General features: G+C 65.6%; 10 protein-coding genes. 6 read left to right on the top strand and 4 right to left on the bottom strand.

Going from position 1 to position 15,240, the window contains the following annotated elements:
• Positions 1-142: 142 nt before the first annotated feature.
• From VHS75_RS13595 to VHS75_RS13580, 4 genes are all read right to left on the bottom strand, one after another.
• A complete protein-coding gene (locus VHS75_RS13595; protein ID WP_329639153.1) occupies positions 143-3,712 on the bottom strand; it encodes a pyruvate carboxylase in 3,570 nt (1,189 codons plus the stop codon).
• A 139-nt stretch (positions 3,713-3,851) separates the two neighbouring features.
• Positions 3,852-4,283, bottom strand: a complete 432-nt coding sequence (locus VHS75_RS13590) for a hypothetical protein (protein ID WP_329639152.1) — start codon at positions 4,281-4,283, stop codon at positions 3,852-3,854.
• Positions 4,284-4,392: 109 nt separating this feature from the next.
• Complete coding sequence (locus VHS75_RS13585) at positions 4,393-4,908, bottom strand: dual specificity protein phosphatase (RefSeq protein WP_329639151.1); 516 nt, start codon at positions 4,906-4,908, stop codon at positions 4,393-4,395.
• Between the two features lie 271 nt (positions 4,909-5,179).
• On the bottom strand, positions 5,180-6,547 hold the full coding sequence (locus VHS75_RS13580; protein ID WP_329639150.1) for an MmgE/PrpD family protein: 1,368 nt from the start codon (positions 6,545-6,547) through the stop codon (positions 5,180-5,182).
• A gap of 460 nt (positions 6,548-7,007) precedes the next feature.
• Between VHS75_RS13580 and VHS75_RS13575 the strand changes: the two genes are divergently transcribed.
• The 6 genes from VHS75_RS13575 (at position 7,008) to VHS75_RS13550 (ending at position 15,224) form a co-directional block, all read left to right on the top strand.
• Positions 7,008-7,928, top strand: coding sequence for a LysR family transcriptional regulator (locus VHS75_RS13575; protein ID WP_329639149.1), 921 nt, complete (start codon positions 7,008-7,010; stop codon positions 7,926-7,928).
• 283 nt (positions 7,929-8,211) lie between these two features.
• Positions 8,212-10,908, top strand: coding sequence for a TonB-dependent receptor plug domain-containing protein (locus VHS75_RS13570; RefSeq protein ID WP_329639148.1), 2,697 nt, complete (start codon positions 8,212-8,214; stop codon positions 10,906-10,908).
• Positions 10,909-11,008: 100 nt separating this feature from the next.
• Positions 11,009-11,338, top strand: a complete 330-nt coding sequence (locus tag VHS75_RS13565; RefSeq protein ID WP_329639147.1) for a hypothetical protein — start codon at positions 11,009-11,011, stop codon at positions 11,336-11,338.
• 385 nt (positions 11,339-11,723) lie between these two features.
• The gene (gene chrA / locus VHS75_RS13560; RefSeq protein WP_329639146.1) at positions 11,724-12,956 is read left to right on the top strand and encodes a chromate efflux transporter; all 1,233 of its coding nucleotides are present in this window, start codon (positions 11,724-11,726) and stop codon (positions 12,954-12,956) included.
• A gap of 546 nt (positions 12,957-13,502) precedes the next feature.
• Positions 13,503-14,192, top strand: a complete 690-nt coding sequence (locus tag VHS75_RS13555; RefSeq protein WP_329639145.1) for a metallophosphoesterase family protein — start codon at positions 13,503-13,505, stop codon at positions 14,190-14,192.
• A 660-nt stretch (positions 14,193-14,852) separates the two neighbouring features.
• A complete protein-coding gene (locus tag VHS75_RS13550) occupies positions 14,853-15,224 on the top strand; it encodes a helix-turn-helix transcriptional regulator (RefSeq protein WP_329639144.1) in 372 nt (123 codons plus the stop codon).
• The last annotated feature ends 16 nt before the right edge of the window (positions 15,225-15,240 follow it).

Here is a 15,240-nt window from a genome sequence, read left to right as displayed (position 1 = left end):
TGACTGCGGCTCGCCCGGATCAGGATCGATGCCGGGCTGCGCAGGAGATCTGCGCCACCGGCCGTCGCGTGGCCGTGAGATCGGCCTCGCGCTGGACGCGTCGTATGGCCAACACGGGTCAACGGTCCGAAGGCGCGGCGGGTCACCCGGACGAATCCGCCGCCGGCGCGTCGGCGGCGCCGACCGACTCCAGCGTCAACAGCAGGTCCTTTGCCTCGACGACGGCGCCGACCTGAACCGTGACCTCGCCAACCGTCGCCGCGGACGGCGACGTGAGCTGGGTCTCCACCTTCATCGCCTCGATGGACAGCAGGATCGCGCCCGCTTCAATTCTCTGACCCGGCGCGACGCTCAGGGAGCTCACGATGCCCGGCATGGGCGCGGCGACATGAGTCGGATTTGACGGATCGGCTTTGCGCTGGCGGCGTTGGGGCGCTATCGCGCTGTCTTGGCGGACTTTGATCTGCCGCGGCTGGCCGTTGAGTTCGAAGAAGACCGACACCACCCCCTGGTCATCCGGCGTCCCGACCGCCAGCAACTGGATGAGCAGTGTCTTTCCGGGCTCGATCTCGACCTCGACCTCGTCACCCGCCGCCATGCCATAGAAGTAGACCGGGGTGGGCAACGCGCTCACAGGCCCCTGGGCGTGGCTGGCGCGACAGAAGTTGAGGAACACCTTCGGGTACATCAGGGCCGACGCGAATTCGCGGTCGTCGATGTCGCGTCTGCAAGCGGTCGCAGTGTCGGCGCGGCGCTTCGCGAGGTCGACGGGCGGCAACAGCGCCCCAGGACGGTCGCTGACTTCGGCGGCGCCCCGGAGCACCTTGTGCTGGATGGCGGGCGGCCACCCGCCTGGAGGCCGTCCCAGTTCGCCGCGCATCATCTCCGTGACCGATTGCGGGAAGGCGATCTGGCGGGCCGGGTCCAGGACGTCGTCGGCGGACAGCCCCTGCGACACCATCATCAGCGCCATGTCGCCCACCACCTTCGAGGACGGCGTGACTTTGACAATGTCGCCAAACAGATCGTTCGCGGCGCGATAGGCGCGGGCTACCTCATGCCAGCGATCGGCAAGGCCCAGCGCCCGGGCCTGTTCCCGGAGATTGGTGAACTGTCCGCCGGGAAGCTCGTGCAGGTAGACTTCGGACGCGCCCGCGCGCAAGTCGCCCTCGAAGGCGGCGTACTGCGCCCGGACCTTCTCCCAATACTCGCTGACAGCGCGGATGGCGGTGGGGTCGAGCCTGGTGTCGTGCGGTCCACCGCGCAAAGCTTCCACGAGCGAGCCCAGGCACGGCTGCGAGACTCCGCCGGACATGGAATCCATGGCTGCATCGAACGCATCCACGCCAGCGTCGACCGCAGCAAGCACCGTAGCGGCCGCGATCCCCGACGTATCGTGGGTGTGCAGGTGGATGGGCAATCCCACCGTCTCCTTGAGGGCCGTGACCAACCGGTGCGCGGCGCGGGGCTTAAGGAGACCCGCCATGTCCTTGATCGCGATTACATGGCAGCCCGCGCTTTCGAGCGTCTGCGCCAGACCGAGATAGTACTGGAGTCCGTATTTCTCACGGCTGGAATCTAGGAGGTCGCCGGTGTAGCAAATCGCACCCTCGGCGATTTTTCCGGCTGCTCCGACCGCGTCGATGGCGACGCGCATATTCTCGACCCAGTTGAAGCAGTCGAAGATGCGAAAGACGTCCACGCCGGCGTCGGCCGCCTGTTGGACGAAGTAGCGAACAACATTGTCCGGATAGTTGGTGTAGCCGACCCCGTTGGCCCCCCGCAGGAGCATCTGCAGCAGCGCGTGCGGCGTCCGGCGCCGCAGTTCCGTGAGTCGCTCCCAAGGATCCTCGTCGAGAAAGCGCATGGCGACATCGAAGGTCGCGCCACCCCAGCATTCGAGCGAAAAAAGGTCCGGCAGGCCGTCGGCGTACGCCCGCGCGGGCCGCACGATGTCGAAGGTTCGCATGCGCGTGGCGAGGAGGGATTGGTGTGCGTCCCGCATGGTGGTGTCGGTGACAAGCGGGCGACTCCGCGCGAGCATCCATTGCGAGAGCCCCTCGGCGCCGACCCGATCGAACACCGCCTTGGCGGGCTCAGACGCCGGATGGAGGGGCGTCACCGGCAGGTTTGGCAGGCGGACGTCACGGGGTCTGGGTCGTCCCCTGGTCTCGGGATGACCGTTCACCGTCACGCCAGCGATGTATGACAGCAGCTTTGTTCCGCGATCGCGTTTGCGCGGATACCTTAGGAGCTCAGGCGTCTCGTCGACGAACGTTGTCGTGTAGCTCATGTCGCGGAACCGAGGATGCGACAGAAGCGCGTCGAGAAAGGAGACGTTCGTCGCCAGCCCGCGGAGCCGGTACTCGCGCAAAGCGCGTTGCATCCGCGCGACGCACTCCTCGGGACTCCTCCCCCACGCCGTGAGCTTCTCCAGCAGGGGATCGTAGAAAGGCGTCACGACGGCGCCCGCGTAGGCGGTGCCGCCGTCGACGCGGATCCCGAAGCCCGAAGGCGCGCGGTGCGCGACGATGCGACCGTAGTCGGGGATGAAGTTGTTTTCAGGGTCCTCCGTGGTGATGCGGCATTGCAGGGCATGGCCGTCGACGCGGATTTCCGCCTGCGGGGGAACGCCGGTTTCGGCGACGAATCCGAGCCGTCCTCCTTCCGCAATCCGGATCTGCGCTTTCACGATGTCGATGCCGGTCACCATCTCGGTCACCGTGTGTTCGACCTGAATGCGGGGATTGACCTCAATGAAGTAGAACGCGCCATCGTCCTCGTTCAGGAGGAACTCAACGGTGCCAGCGCCTTCGTAGTGGGCGGCCCGGGCGATGCGCAGCGCGGCTTCGCACATGGCGACCCGAGTTTGTGGGGCCAGGAAGGCCGCCGGCGAGCGTTCGACAATCTTCTGTCGTCGTCGCTGAATGGAGCAATCGCGTTCGTAGAGGTGCAGCAGGTTTCCGTGTCGGTCGCCGAGAATCTGGATTTCGACGTGCCGCGCGCGTCGAACCAGCTTCTCAAGGTAGACCTCATCTCGTCCGAAGGCGGCGCGGGCTTGCCGTCGGGCGGACATCACCGACGAAATCAGTTCCTTCGGATGGAAGATGGGGCGCATCCCGCGGCCGCCACCGCCCCACGAGGCCTTCAACATGAGCGGGTAGCCGATCTCTGCGGCCAGCCGACAGATTTCGGCCTCATCATGGGGAAGCGCCGCCGTGGCCGGCACGACGGGTACGTCCGCCTGGTCGGCGAGACGACGCGCCGTGACCTTGTCGCCGAGCCGCCGAAGCGTCTCTGCCGACGGCCCGATGAAGGTGAGGCCGGCCGCCGCGCAGGCTTCTGCCAGTTGCGGGTTCTCAGAGAGAAACCCGTAGCCCGGATGCACGGCGTCCGCCCCGGCCTCCAGGGCCACGCGGATGACTTCGTCGATGCAAAGGTAAGCGTCGATCGGAGCCAGGCCAGCCCCGACTTGAAAGGCCCTGTCCGCCTTGAACCGGTGGAGGCTCAACCGATCCTGCCCCGCGTAAAGCGCGACGGTTTCAATGCCCATCTCCGCGGCAGCCCGGAAGATCCGGATCGCGATCTCGGACCGGTTCGCAACCAGCAGGCGACCTATCGCCATGCGATGCGCTTCAGGTGGCGACGGGGTGCGCACAACGCGGGTCCCGCGGCTCGTTGCATCATGATCGCTGTCGTCGAGGTCAGGCATGTTCCGAACCGGGGGCTGGGGAGGGCCGGGGTATCGCCAGGCTGGTCGTGGCGGGAATGGGTTCCCGAGCGCGGGTTCAGTGGGATGATCAACGCACGCGGGCGGCGACGCTTGCGCCCCCGGCGCCCGTGAGGGGAGGTCATGGCGTGAATTGGCCCGGCTCGGCGCCACGTGCTGAGCCCGACCCGTCCTGTGGCTCGGCGATGACGTAGTCCGCCACCACCCGACCCCCGATCAGATGTTCTTGGATGATCCGTTCAAGAACGTCGGGGCGGCAGTGGCGATACCAGACGCGGTCCGGATAGATCACGGCGACGGGACCTGCGCGGCAGACCTGCAGGCAATTGGCCTTCGTTCGCATGATCCCGCCGGCCCCGAGCAGTCCCAGTTCCTGGAGCCGCCTTTTCAGAAATCGCCACGACTCCAAGCCCTCGGCGTAGTCGCAACACTTCGGCTTGGTCTGATCTGCGCAGAGAAAGATGTGCCGCCTCACGGCCGTGACGCCCAGAGCCTTAAGCACCTCGCGCGCCAGTTGCGCTTCGTCCAGCGGCGGGGCGTCCGCAGGGCTCATCAGATATCCTTCGCAGATTGGGCGGCTCGGACATCAACGTTCCGACGGGGGGACACGTCCGCAGTCGTCCGGCAACCTTCGATGGGCGCGCCTAGGAGGTCTCCCGAACTCAATCGTCGCGGGTTGCGGCAGGCCGCTCTTCGAGCGTGTGCAGAAACGCCATCTGATCGGGGCCGATCTTAATTTGGGGCCGAGCCTGGCTTACGAGCTGCACGGCCTCGTCGAGCCCGGTTCCAGACAGGACAAGCAACCCGACAGCGGTGGTGGCCGCGCGACCGATGCCGCCCACGCAATGGACGTAGACCTTGCTGTCCGGGGCGCTGGCCTCAAACCAGTTCAAGACGTCATCAAGCTGATCAGCCGTTGGCGCGCCGAAGTTGGGGACCGGAGCCCGATGATAGGCAATACCCATCTGCGCGAGCCGCGCCACGTCCGCATTCAACTCCTTATCGACGCGTACATCGACGACGTGCGTTATCCCGGCGTCGCGAAGACGCTCGTAATCCTCGACGGCCGGTGCTCCGCCGAGGTGGAGCCACGAATTGACCTGATCGATCGTCTTGGTCGCAGCTGCGCCGTGGGCTTTGTCGTTCTCTGGCGCTCGAGCCGTTTCGTCCGGGGTCATCTCTGCATTCATCCTGTCAATTGGCGCTGGGCAGTGTGCCTGCGCCCCATCGAGGATGACCCGCCAAGCGCCGAACCCTAAACGAAAGCTAGTCGTGATCTTCTGCGCTGGGCGCATGAAGTTGTCCTGAAGCCGAAGAGCAGAGCTAGTGGGTCTCGCGCGCCGCTCGGCCTGCCCCGCCGGAGTTATCCGTCCAGGGTTTGCCGCGGGGGCGGCGACGACCGGGGCGGCGCCGCGCGCCGAAGATTGCAATCGAGGAGCGCCCGATCCTTCAGGCAATGGCCGCCGAGAGCGTGGAGAGGTCAGACGCCGCGTCCAGGCCCTCGACCGCGGCGCGGAGCCGTTCGGTCTTCTCGGTCCCGATCGCGGGGACGGCGTAGCGGGCCAGGAAGGCCTCCATGTCCGGGACCGGAATGTTCTCGATGCCGCCCTCGAATTTGAGCCTGCGCCCGTCCTGGGTTTCGATTTCCACTTCAGTCCATCGGGTGTCGGCGTAGTCCTGGAACGTGATCTCCACCTTATCCATCTCCGCGCAGGCCGGGGAGGCGTCGGGGTTTTCAAACGTCGCCGGCGTGATTTCACGGCCCAGCAGCAGGTTGGCGATGTTGAAGGGGAGCGAGGTGGTGGCGATGTACTTGCCTGCGGCGTAGCCGTGGCTGGGCCCGCCGAGGCGGACGTCGAACGGCCCTTTTCGGTTGGCGTTTGGATGTTTCTTCACAACGAGAGACCGAGTGACGCGAATGCGCCGGATCGCCGCGCCGTCCAGCCTGTGCTCGCGGAGAGCCCGACGGACCAGCTCGAGAGCAATTATGTTCAGACCCGTGCACGGGTGCGACTTGAGCATGGATCGCATGATGTCGAATCGGACGCCCAGGTCGCCCAGCAGCTCCGTCTCGCTGGGGCGAACCCCTCGCAGCTGCGTCGCGTAGAAGCCATATTGCCCCTCGAAGGCGTCGTCGGGGAAGGGCGCGCGAATACGGCCGAGGTCCGCGGCCAGCATGGCGTTGCGGCTGATAAGACCGAACTGCAGATCCTGGAAACCCTCCGGGGCCATCACCGCCAGATTGCTGGCGTGGGCGAGCGCGCCAGCCGCCTGGTCGATCTCCAGCCGCATGAGGCGCGCGGCGACCGCGGCGGTTCCGATCACACCGAAGACGTAGTGGGAAGGGCGGCCGACCACGTCCGTGGAGGCGATCCGCCCCGCGGCCCGTCCCAACAGGTCATACCCCACCACCAGCGCGACGAGCAGGTCGCGGCCCGATGCGCCACGGCTCTCACCCACCGCCAGCGCCACGGGAATGAGCGTGGCCCCCGGGTGGCAGAACGAGGGGGCGAGGTTGTCTTCCATCCGCGGGCTGCGGATGATCACGGCATTGGCGAGGACGGCGTCCCGCGGCTCCGCCCGAAGGTTCTGGCCGATGACCGTGACTCCGTCGCGGTCCGGACGGATCAAGTCCAGCGCCACCCGCGCCAATTCGGTGGCCCCCATGCTCAGCGCGATCGCCAGGTGATGCAGCAGGATCGCCTTGGCGCGCTCGACCACCTCGCTCGGGATCTCTTCGTAGCGCAAGCCAACGACGTGCTCGGCCCAGCCCCAAGCAACGCCTCTGCCACCCGGTGTCATGTCCGCCTCCGCCACGCCGCGTCGCACAGGGTTTGAGGGGCGAGACCGACTATGTCACGTGAGATGATCTCATGAGGTAAGGAGCCGCCGGCAAGACGCAGCCGCGCCCAGCGCTCATCGTTTTCCAGGTTCCGGTCCACGGATAAACAGCGTTGAAGACAGTGACGCACGCTCCTGCCGGCGCATCTCCGAGCAGGGTTTGGAACGCCGGCCCTGGGGAACCAGGTCAGGGCAGCCCCTGGCCCAGCCGTTCCACGTCCCCCGAACGTTCGTTCGGAGACCAAACTAATGGGCGATGCATCATACCCGACCTTACCCTGACATGCGGCTCGACTGCCGCAGGAGCATCACGTGGAAAAGGGCAGGGTTGCTTGGCGTAGCGCCGCAAGGGGCGGTCTCGGCGTCCGCCCCACCGGTTCCCTGGCGCAGGTTGTCAGGTCTGGCCATGATTAGACGGCGATTCCTGCCTTCGCCGGTGGCGCTGCAGGCGTTCGAGGCCGCGGCGCGCTACGAAAGCTTCAGCCGCGCGGCCGATGAGCTGAATCTCACCCAAAGCGCTATCAGTCGCCAAGTGCGCGGGCTCGAACTGGCGTTGGGCATCCGTCTGTTCGAGCTCGTCCGCCAGCGCGTTGTGCTGACCAAGGTCGGCCGGCTCTACCTGCGCGACGTTCGTCGAATGCTGATCATCCTGGAGACCTCAAGTCTGCGGGCGATCGAACTCGCCGGGGGGGATGAACCGATCGATCTCGCCGTCCTGCCTACGTTCTGCGCCCGGTGGCTGCTGCCGCGGCTGCCGGATCTTTACGGGGCGTGTGCGGACATCTCGGTCAACTGCCTATCATACGGCCATCATTTCGTGTTCGAGGACGAGATCTTCGACGCCGCAATTCTCTTTGGCGGCCCCACTTGGCCTGGCGCCGTGGCGGACCATCTGTTCGACCAGGCCGTAACGCCGGTCTGCAGTCCGGAATTCCGCAATCGCCACCGGATCCAGCACGAATCGGACCTTATCGACGCGCCGCATCTGCAGCTGGCGAGCCGCCCGACGCAATGGGCGGACTGGTTCAAGGCGGCGGGCCTCAGCGCGCCCTCCCCCATGCGATGCGCGCGCTTCGACGAGGATGCGATCCTCGCCCGCGCCGCGGTCCTCAGTCTCGGCGTCACCCTTCTGCCGGAGTTCCTGATCCAGGACGAGTTGCGGTCGGGCGACCTCGTGCGCGTGGGCGCCGCCCGCCGGGACGCTGACCAAGGCTACTATCTCGTGGTCCCTGAGGCCAAGCTCGGCTCCAAGCGGGTCGCGCGTTTCCGACGCTGGATCCTGGCGCAGGCAAAGGCCTTCGACAGCGGGCTGGCGCTTTCGGAAGGCCACCTTCGGCGAGCTGCGGCCAATGACTGACCGCCCCCGCGAACGTGTGTTTGAAGGGATGGCCGCAGGTTTGTGTCCCGGTCGTTTCTGGTCCCGCTGAACAGTTCGACACGTGAACACCTGTTCGTCCTCCAAACGTTTTGACCGCGTTCAGAATTCGAGGCCCCCTCAAGGCGCAACATCCAACGCCATTCGAGATCTAGCTGGACATCAAAGATCGCAGAGGTTTCGAGCCGACGTTGCACGAGAGATTTCGCACGCACCTTAGAGACCGCTCAACCACAAGCGGCAACCAAAAAGGGGGAAACAACAGATGACCAGGAACATTCAACGACTCTCACGAGCCTCCTTACTTCTTGCCGGCGGCGCGCTAGCCGCCTGGACCTCGCCGGTGTGGGCGCAGACCGCGCCGGCGACGGCTCAGGTCGAGGAGGTTGTCGTCACGGGAAGCCTCTTCAAGGAGAGCGTCGCGGGCTCCCAGCTCGTGACGACCATTACGTCGGAACAAGAGGCCCGTCTCGGCGCGACAAACGCCGTCGAGGCCCTGAAGACGCTGGGGCAAAATCAGCCCACCATTACGTCGACCGGCTCGTCGGGCACCGGTACGGGCTTCGCCTCCTATGCGAACCTGCGCGGGCTGGGCTCCGAGAACACCCTTGTGCTCTTCGATAGCAAGCGGGTCGTCAACAACCCCTATCAATCGCTTGGCGTCGACCTGAACACCCTGCCGCTCAATGTCGTCGACCGGATCGAGACGTTGTCGGATGGCGCGTCATCGATCTATGGATCCGATGCCATCGCCGGCGTGATCAATTTCATCCCGAAGCAGCAGCTCCAGGGGTTCTCCATCGCGGGCACCACGTCCCAGCCGGAACATTCCGGGGGCGAGAAAAATGAGCTGAGCGCCTCGGGCGGTCTCGGCTCGCTCTCGGAGGATGGCTGGAATCTCTACGCCGGATACACGTGGCGCCGGCAAGATGAGCTGAAGTTGACGGACCGGTCCTTTTCCGACGAGGCATATATCCCGGCGCGGGGTGTCAACCGCCTACAAAACACCACCTTTCCAGCGAATTGGTCGCAGGGAGCCCTGAGCCTGATCAACCCGTCACGGCCGGGGTGTGCGCCGCCATTGTCCATCTACATCGGCGCCGCGGCCTGCTGGTTCGATTTCGCATCGCAAAACCTGGCCCTTCCCCAACAGGAAGACCGTTCGCTGCTCGTCCACGGAATTACGCGGTTCGCAGGCCAGACCTTCACCCTGGAATATATGCGCGGTGCTGACGACCTGTTGTCCACACAGGCCACGGCGCAGGTGAACTCAGCGCAGATGTTTCCCAACAGTCCGTACTTCCCTGGCAACGGCATCACGCCCGGAGAGCCCGGACTCAATCCGACCCAGCCGGTGACGGTGAACTGGCGCGTGCTCGAAGCGGGCCCGATCGTGAACCAGGTCGCGACGCGGACAAGCCGGATTCTTGGAGAGCTCGACGGCAACGTCCTCGGCTTCGACTACCAAGCCTGGGCGCTCTATTCGGAATCGTCGCTGAATTACCGGGTCAAGGGAACTGTCGACGTCCAGGCGCTGCGAAACGGCGTGGGGGGCCTTGCCGGCGCCCCATTCCTCAACCCGTTCGGCCCTCAGAGCGCCGCGGGCGAGGCCTATCTCGCGAGCCATATTCTCAGCGGCGAGGTGCAGAACGCGGATTCGACGCTCAAGATGGTGGGGGTGCAGGCAGATCGCACGTTGTTCGAACTGCCGGCCGGACCCGTGAAGCTCGCCGTTGCCGCCGATTACAAGGAAGACACCTCCGAGTTCCACACCGATCCTGTGGCGGCGCTCAGCCAGCTATTTACGGTCGCTGACCTGCACGGCGCGCGAAAATCCGCATCCATCACTTCGGAGGTTAAGGCGCCCCTGCTGGACGGCCTGAACCTGGACGCCTCCCTTCGCTATGATCACTACAGCGACTTCGGGGGCACGGTGACCCCCAAGGTGCTGCTCAGCTGGCGGGCGCGGGACTGGCTCACCGTGCAGGCTTCGTACAACAAGGGTTTCCGAGCCCCAACGCTCTACAATCTCTTCTCGCCCATCACCACGACGACGACCCTCAATCGGCGGCCCGATCCGGTCCTCTGTCCGGGCGGGGTGGTGAACTCAGCGGCGGGGGGCGTTGCCATCCGGGACTGCGGCGGGCAGCCCTATCAAATCCTGATTGGAGGCAACCCGGACCTAAGCCCCGAGAAGTCGGACGCTTACACGGTAGGGTTTAGACTGCGCCCGACTGACTCTCTGAAGATCAATTTGGACTATTGGAACTATGTGCTGACCGACACGATCGCACCGCTTCCAGAGATCGCCATCTTCTCGGACCTCGCAAAATTCGGGAACCTGGTGGTTCGGTGCAGCACCGCGGACCCGAAATTGGCGGCGCTGGTGTCCAACTGCGCGCCCGGCCACGTCGGCGACCCCATCGCCTACGTTGAGCAACGCCCCCAGAACCTCGGCGATTCCAAGACGGATGGCATTGACGCCAACATCAGCTGGCAGGGGTTGGAGCACAGCTGGGGTCGGCTTCGCTTCGACTACTCAGGGACCTACGTTCTGAACTTCAGGTACCAAGAAGTTCCGCAAGGACCATTCTTGAGCCGCGATGGTGCGTACTCCGACGGGTCCGCACTCATGCGATACACCCATTTCGCCGCCTTGACCTGGACCCAGGGGCGGTGGGACATGCAGCTGAGCAACCGCTACCAAAGCAGCTACACCGACTGCAACGCCCAGTGCTTGATCAGCCCTCAGTTTTTCGACACCGTTAAGGCCTACTCCCTGTGGAACATCTCGGCCTCTACGCACCTCGGGCATGTCATGGTGATCGGCCGGGTCACCAATCTCTTGGACACCAACCCTCCGTTCACGAACAAGATCCTGGGGGTCAGCACCGGATGGGACGAACGCTACTCCGACCCCATCGGCCGCGCGTTCTCCATGACTTTGAAGTACGATTTCTAAGCGAAGGGACGTCATGGACGTGGGGGGTCGATTCCTAGGGGAGGACGCCCGCACGCGCGGGCTCCGGCGAGCGGTACGCATAGCGGCCGCCGCCCACCTCATGGCCATGGCGCTCCAGGCCGCGCTCGCGCTGAGCTTTCTCACCGGCAACTCTGAGGCATTTTCGGCGCATGGTTGGAACGCCCGCGTCCTGCTGGTGCTCGCTGTCCTGCAGGCGAGCCTCGCCTTTGCGCATGGCCCGCGCCGCACCGGCCTTTGGCTGACACTGTTCGCCGTTGCTCTCGTGGCGCTGGAGGGTGCGCAATTCCGGCTTGGGGCTCTAGGGTTTGCCGAAGCCCACGTGCTCAACGGGCTCCTCATCTGGGGCCTGAGCTTGGCCATCGTGATCAAGGTCGCAAATCCAGGCTGGGCAAAAGCCCCTCCAACGTGAGCCAAGGCGCCAGGCTCGCCATGTGAGGCCGCTGTTGAGACCCTGCGGGTCGGCGGCCGCCGCATGTGCGGAGAATGAAGTGCGCACGGGGAACTTCCGTTCGTGACCCAAACATCTTGCCGGGCGGACAAGGCTCGGCGATTCAAACCGTCAATGAACAGTCCCCGCCCAGTAGCTGAGCCGGCCTCCGGAGATCGGCTGCTGTGGCCCCGTGATGCAGATAGATCGCGGGTTCGAAACCGGCCGGCGCGGATCTCGCGGTCAAGCCGGCGACCGGCGGCGGAGCCCCCTTGGGAGGCGGACCTCTATCGGAAGAGGTGACGCCGCCCCGCGATCGCTTACTGGCGCGCCACGCGTCAGGAGTCCAAATTCTGAGAGGATTGTGATGAAGAACGTTCCCGCCGCAGGGGCGGCACAGGACGCCCGGACGCCCGCGCAGGGCTCGCCCCTGGAGGTGCTGCAGGTCTTCACTTGGCTCGGCATGACTTGCTTTGGCGGTCCCATCGCCCACCTCGGCTATTTCCGCCGGGAATTTGTTGACAGACGGAAGTGGCTTACGGAGCACGCCTACGCGGACCTGGTGGGCTTGTGTCAGTTCCTCCCTGGCCCCGCGTCCAGCAAAGTCGGCTATTCGCTTGGCCTCATGCGGGCGGGCTATCTTGGCGGGCTGGCCGCCTTCGTAGGTTTTACCCTTCCGTCAGCCATCCTGCTTGTCCTCTTTGCCTACGGTGCTTCATCGGTGGCTGCCACCGTGGTCGGACAGGGGTTGTTTCACGGTCTTAAGCTCACGGCCGTGGCCATCGTGGCGCAGGCGGTCTGGGGTATGGCCGTGAAGCTCTGCCCGGACCGGCCACGAGCGCTCATCGCGACGGCGATGACCGTGCTCGCGCTGCTCGCGCCGACCTCGATCGGTCAGATCGCGGGCATTCTGGTCGGCGGCCTGCTCGGGCTGCGCTTCTGCCGCAGCGACGCGGAATCGGTGCCGGAAGCTGTGCAATTCGGGGTTAGTCGGACCGTGGGTGTAGCGGCGTTTGTCGCGTTCGCGGCCTTGCTCGGCATGTCACTCTGGCCCCAGGGCCAGACCATTGCCGGCATGTTCAGTGCATTCTACCGGTCCGGCGCCCTGGTGTTCGGCGGCGGGCACGTGGTCCTTCCGCTGCTAACTGAAGCCATCCAGCGCCCAGGGTGGGTCACTCAAGGGACCTTCCTGGCCGGGTACGGCGCGGCCCAGGCCGTACCGGGGCCGCTCTTCACCTTTGCGACCTATCTCGGCGCCGTCATGACGCAGCCCCTCGGCGGACTTAAAGGTGCAGCGCTCGCGACCGTCGCGGTCTTCCTCCCCGGTCTTCTGCTGCAGACGGCCGCCCTGCCGTTCTGGAACATGTTCCGCGGCCGGAAGGGTGCGCAGGCGGCGATGCGCGGAGTCAACGCTGCAGTGGTCGGAATCTTGGCCGCAGCGCTCTACGCGCGGGTGTTTACGCCGACGGTGACCAGTTCGGCCGACTTCGCCATTGCGGCCACCGGCTTCGTCCTGCTCACGGCCCTCAAAACGCCGCCTCTGGTCGTGGTTGCGCTCAGCGCTCTAAGCGGCGTGGGTCTGGCGCTGCTGGGCGGATAGGGCAGCATCCGGGACAGGAACTCCATTCGTTAGGATGGTCCTGCGGCGTGAGACGTGAACCTCGGCGGCGGAAAAGCCGCTGGTTCGCGCGGTGCGGTTCCTGATCGCATTTTGTGCCATGTCGGAATGCGGGGGATCGGAGCAGAATTGGATCCCGGGGGAACTCGCCCGTCAAGCGCGTGAGTTCCCCCGTAGCGGCTCGCGGGAGCTGACGGAACGGGCTGCGCATTACTCCAGCCGGGTCATCGAGGCCTGAATTGGGTCGCCGGAAACCCCCATTTCGCCTGCCTGCCCACCTGCGCCGCTTTCCTGAAGCGATGCGCCGGCGCGCGCGTAGGTGTCCGAGCGGCCGGGAGCCGCTCCGCCAGGTCAAAACACAACAGGTTTTCTCTGCGCATGGCTGGCCGCCAACCTGCCAGCGCCGCGGCGCGCGCGCCCTGCTCGAGGCCCTAGTGAATATTCGTCATGACTACATGTGGAACCATCTAAGCGCTCCTATCCTGCCGTCTGCTAAGCACTTCTGCAGTCACGAGAGGAGAATCCCAGATGGTGGAAGCGCAGGCTACTGCAGATTCAGGCATGCCAGCGGTGATGAGCGTGTCCGCCCGCCGCATCGGACTGATCGCGGACGACCACAACGGACGGGAGGATGCGAGCGACCTTCCCGACAGCGTATTCGCGGCCTTGTCCGACGTAGATCTCATCCTGCATCTTGGCCATATGGGGGTGAAGGAGGTTTCCGGCCGCGGCGCTGTCGATCGCCTGGCGCAGCTCGCGCCGGTTCTAGGGGTTCGCGACTACCTCAGGGGCTCCGACGGCGAGCAACACCTGACCCCCGCGGATGGTCACCGGATCGCTGGACTCACCCGTGTCGTCGACATTGACGGTGTCAGGATCGGCCTGGTGCATAACCTCGAGATCGCCCCCGGACCCGCCATCCTTTCGCCGACCGGCGGCATCACGTACCCCGAAGGTCGTGATCTCGATTGGGTCCTGACAGAGAAGTTCGGCGGTCCCGTGGACGTTGTCGCCTTCGGTGGCAGCCATCGGGCGGTCACAATGAATGTCGGTGGCCGCCTCTTCGTGAACCCGGGAAGCCCGACCTATCCAAAGGGGCCGGGGCGCAGCAGCGGCCGGGGATCGGGCACGGTGGGCGTGCTCGAACTGGCAAATGGAACCGTCAGCTTTGAGCTCCTGGAGCTCTCGCTGTTCGGGACAGAACCGCCGCTCTCCTGACCCCGGCCGTGCGTGTGAAGCTGAACCTCTCGGGGCTGGCCCGCGACGGGCATGCCTCCCGCCGAGGCCGCGATTCAGAGCGATTGCCGGGGTTTTGCGGCCGCGCAGGTGTTCCCAGAGAATTGCTTGATCGACATCGCGATCACCGCCCGCCGGGCGCTGATCGTCAGCCCAAGGTTCATGGACCCGAAGGGGGCGAGAGGGGCGCTTCGCTATCGCCGGGCTCGATGCCGGGCTTCGTCGCCCCGTCCGGCATCGCTGCAGGTAACGCGATCATGCCGGTTTCGCGCTTCCAGACCCTGACCGCGGTACACGGCAACGACCGGTCGCTGGGGACCCTGCCGCCAGCGACGCGCGAGAGGGGCGTTCCGATCCGGATGAGGGCCTCTCCTGGCGCCCGGTTTGGCGTCTTGCCGCAGGCTCGCTCCGCTGGGCCGGCAGAGCACGAGGTCCAGGGGCCAGTCGCGACAATCGTCCTGCCTGGCGGGGTGAGGCCGACCGTCGCCGGCCTAGTCCTGCTCCCCTCGTTCTTCTGGCGGTGGGCCCGCGCCCGCTGGGCGGGCCGGGCGCGTGGGAGTCGGGGGCGGTGGGTGGAAATCGCGGGAAGCGGCCGTTCCGCGCCGCGGGACCCGCAGCGGCTCTAACCCAAGGAGTTGGGCAATGTTCAACATCGTTTTCAGCGATGAATACGGGGTCTTACCGCCCATGCTGGCCCGCCTCCGCCAGAGCGCCGGGCTGTCGCAGCGGGACATGGCCAAGGCCATCACGCGTTCGCAGGGGCACATCCACCGGATGGAAACCGGACAGCGGCCCATCGAACTGGTCGAATTCTGCCGCATGGCCCGGAGCGCCGGTGTCGACCCTGTGCAGGCGCTCGAGGCGGTCCTGCGGGAGTGGGCGAGCGTCGGGTGTCATTATCGGTCTTCGCTCCCCTCTCCCGTTTACGAGGCGCCAAGGGTTGAAGCGGACGGCGAAGCTCCGCCACGCCTTCAGGCCTTCCAATTCGGCGAGGCGAGTTCGGGCGCCACCTGACCGCTTAGGGGTGGGC

This window comes from Phenylobacterium sp. (genome assembly GCF_036264965.1).
Taxonomy (GTDB): Bacteria; Pseudomonadota; Alphaproteobacteria; order Caulobacterales; family Caulobacteraceae; genus Phenylobacterium.
The sequence above is the reverse complement of the archived record's forward strand: the minus strand, read 5'-3'. Positions and strand labels throughout refer to the sequence as shown.

Bases quoted from the DNA above. Each gene is read 5' to 3' on its own strand.
- VHS75_RS13595 (WP_329639153.1), bottom strand. From the start codon at position 3,712: ATGCCTGACCTCGACGACAGCGATCATGATGCAACGAGCCGCGGGACC.
- VHS75_RS13590 (WP_329639152.1), bottom strand. From the start codon at position 4,283: ATGAGCCCTGCGGACGCCCCGCCGCTGGACGAAGCGCAACTGGCGCGC.
- VHS75_RS13585 (WP_329639151.1), bottom strand. From the start codon at position 4,908: ATGACCCCGGACGAAACGGCTCGAGCGCCAGAGAACGACAAAGCCCAC.
- VHS75_RS13570 (WP_329639148.1), top strand. From the start codon at position 8,212: ATGACCAGGAACATTCAACGACTCTCACGAGCCTCCTTACTTCTTGCC.
- VHS75_RS13565 (WP_329639147.1), top strand. From the start codon at position 11,009: ATGGCCATGGCGCTCCAGGCCGCGCTCGCGCTGAGCTTTCTCACCGGC.
- chrA (WP_329639146.1), top strand. From the start codon at position 11,724: ATGAAGAACGTTCCCGCCGCAGGGGCGGCACAGGACGCCCGGACGCCC.
- VHS75_RS13555 (WP_329639145.1), top strand. From the start codon at position 13,503: ATGGTGGAAGCGCAGGCTACTGCAGATTCAGGCATGCCAGCGGTGATG.
- VHS75_RS13550 (WP_329639144.1), top strand. From the start codon at position 14,853: ATGTTCAACATCGTTTTCAGCGATGAATACGGGGTCTTACCGCCCATG.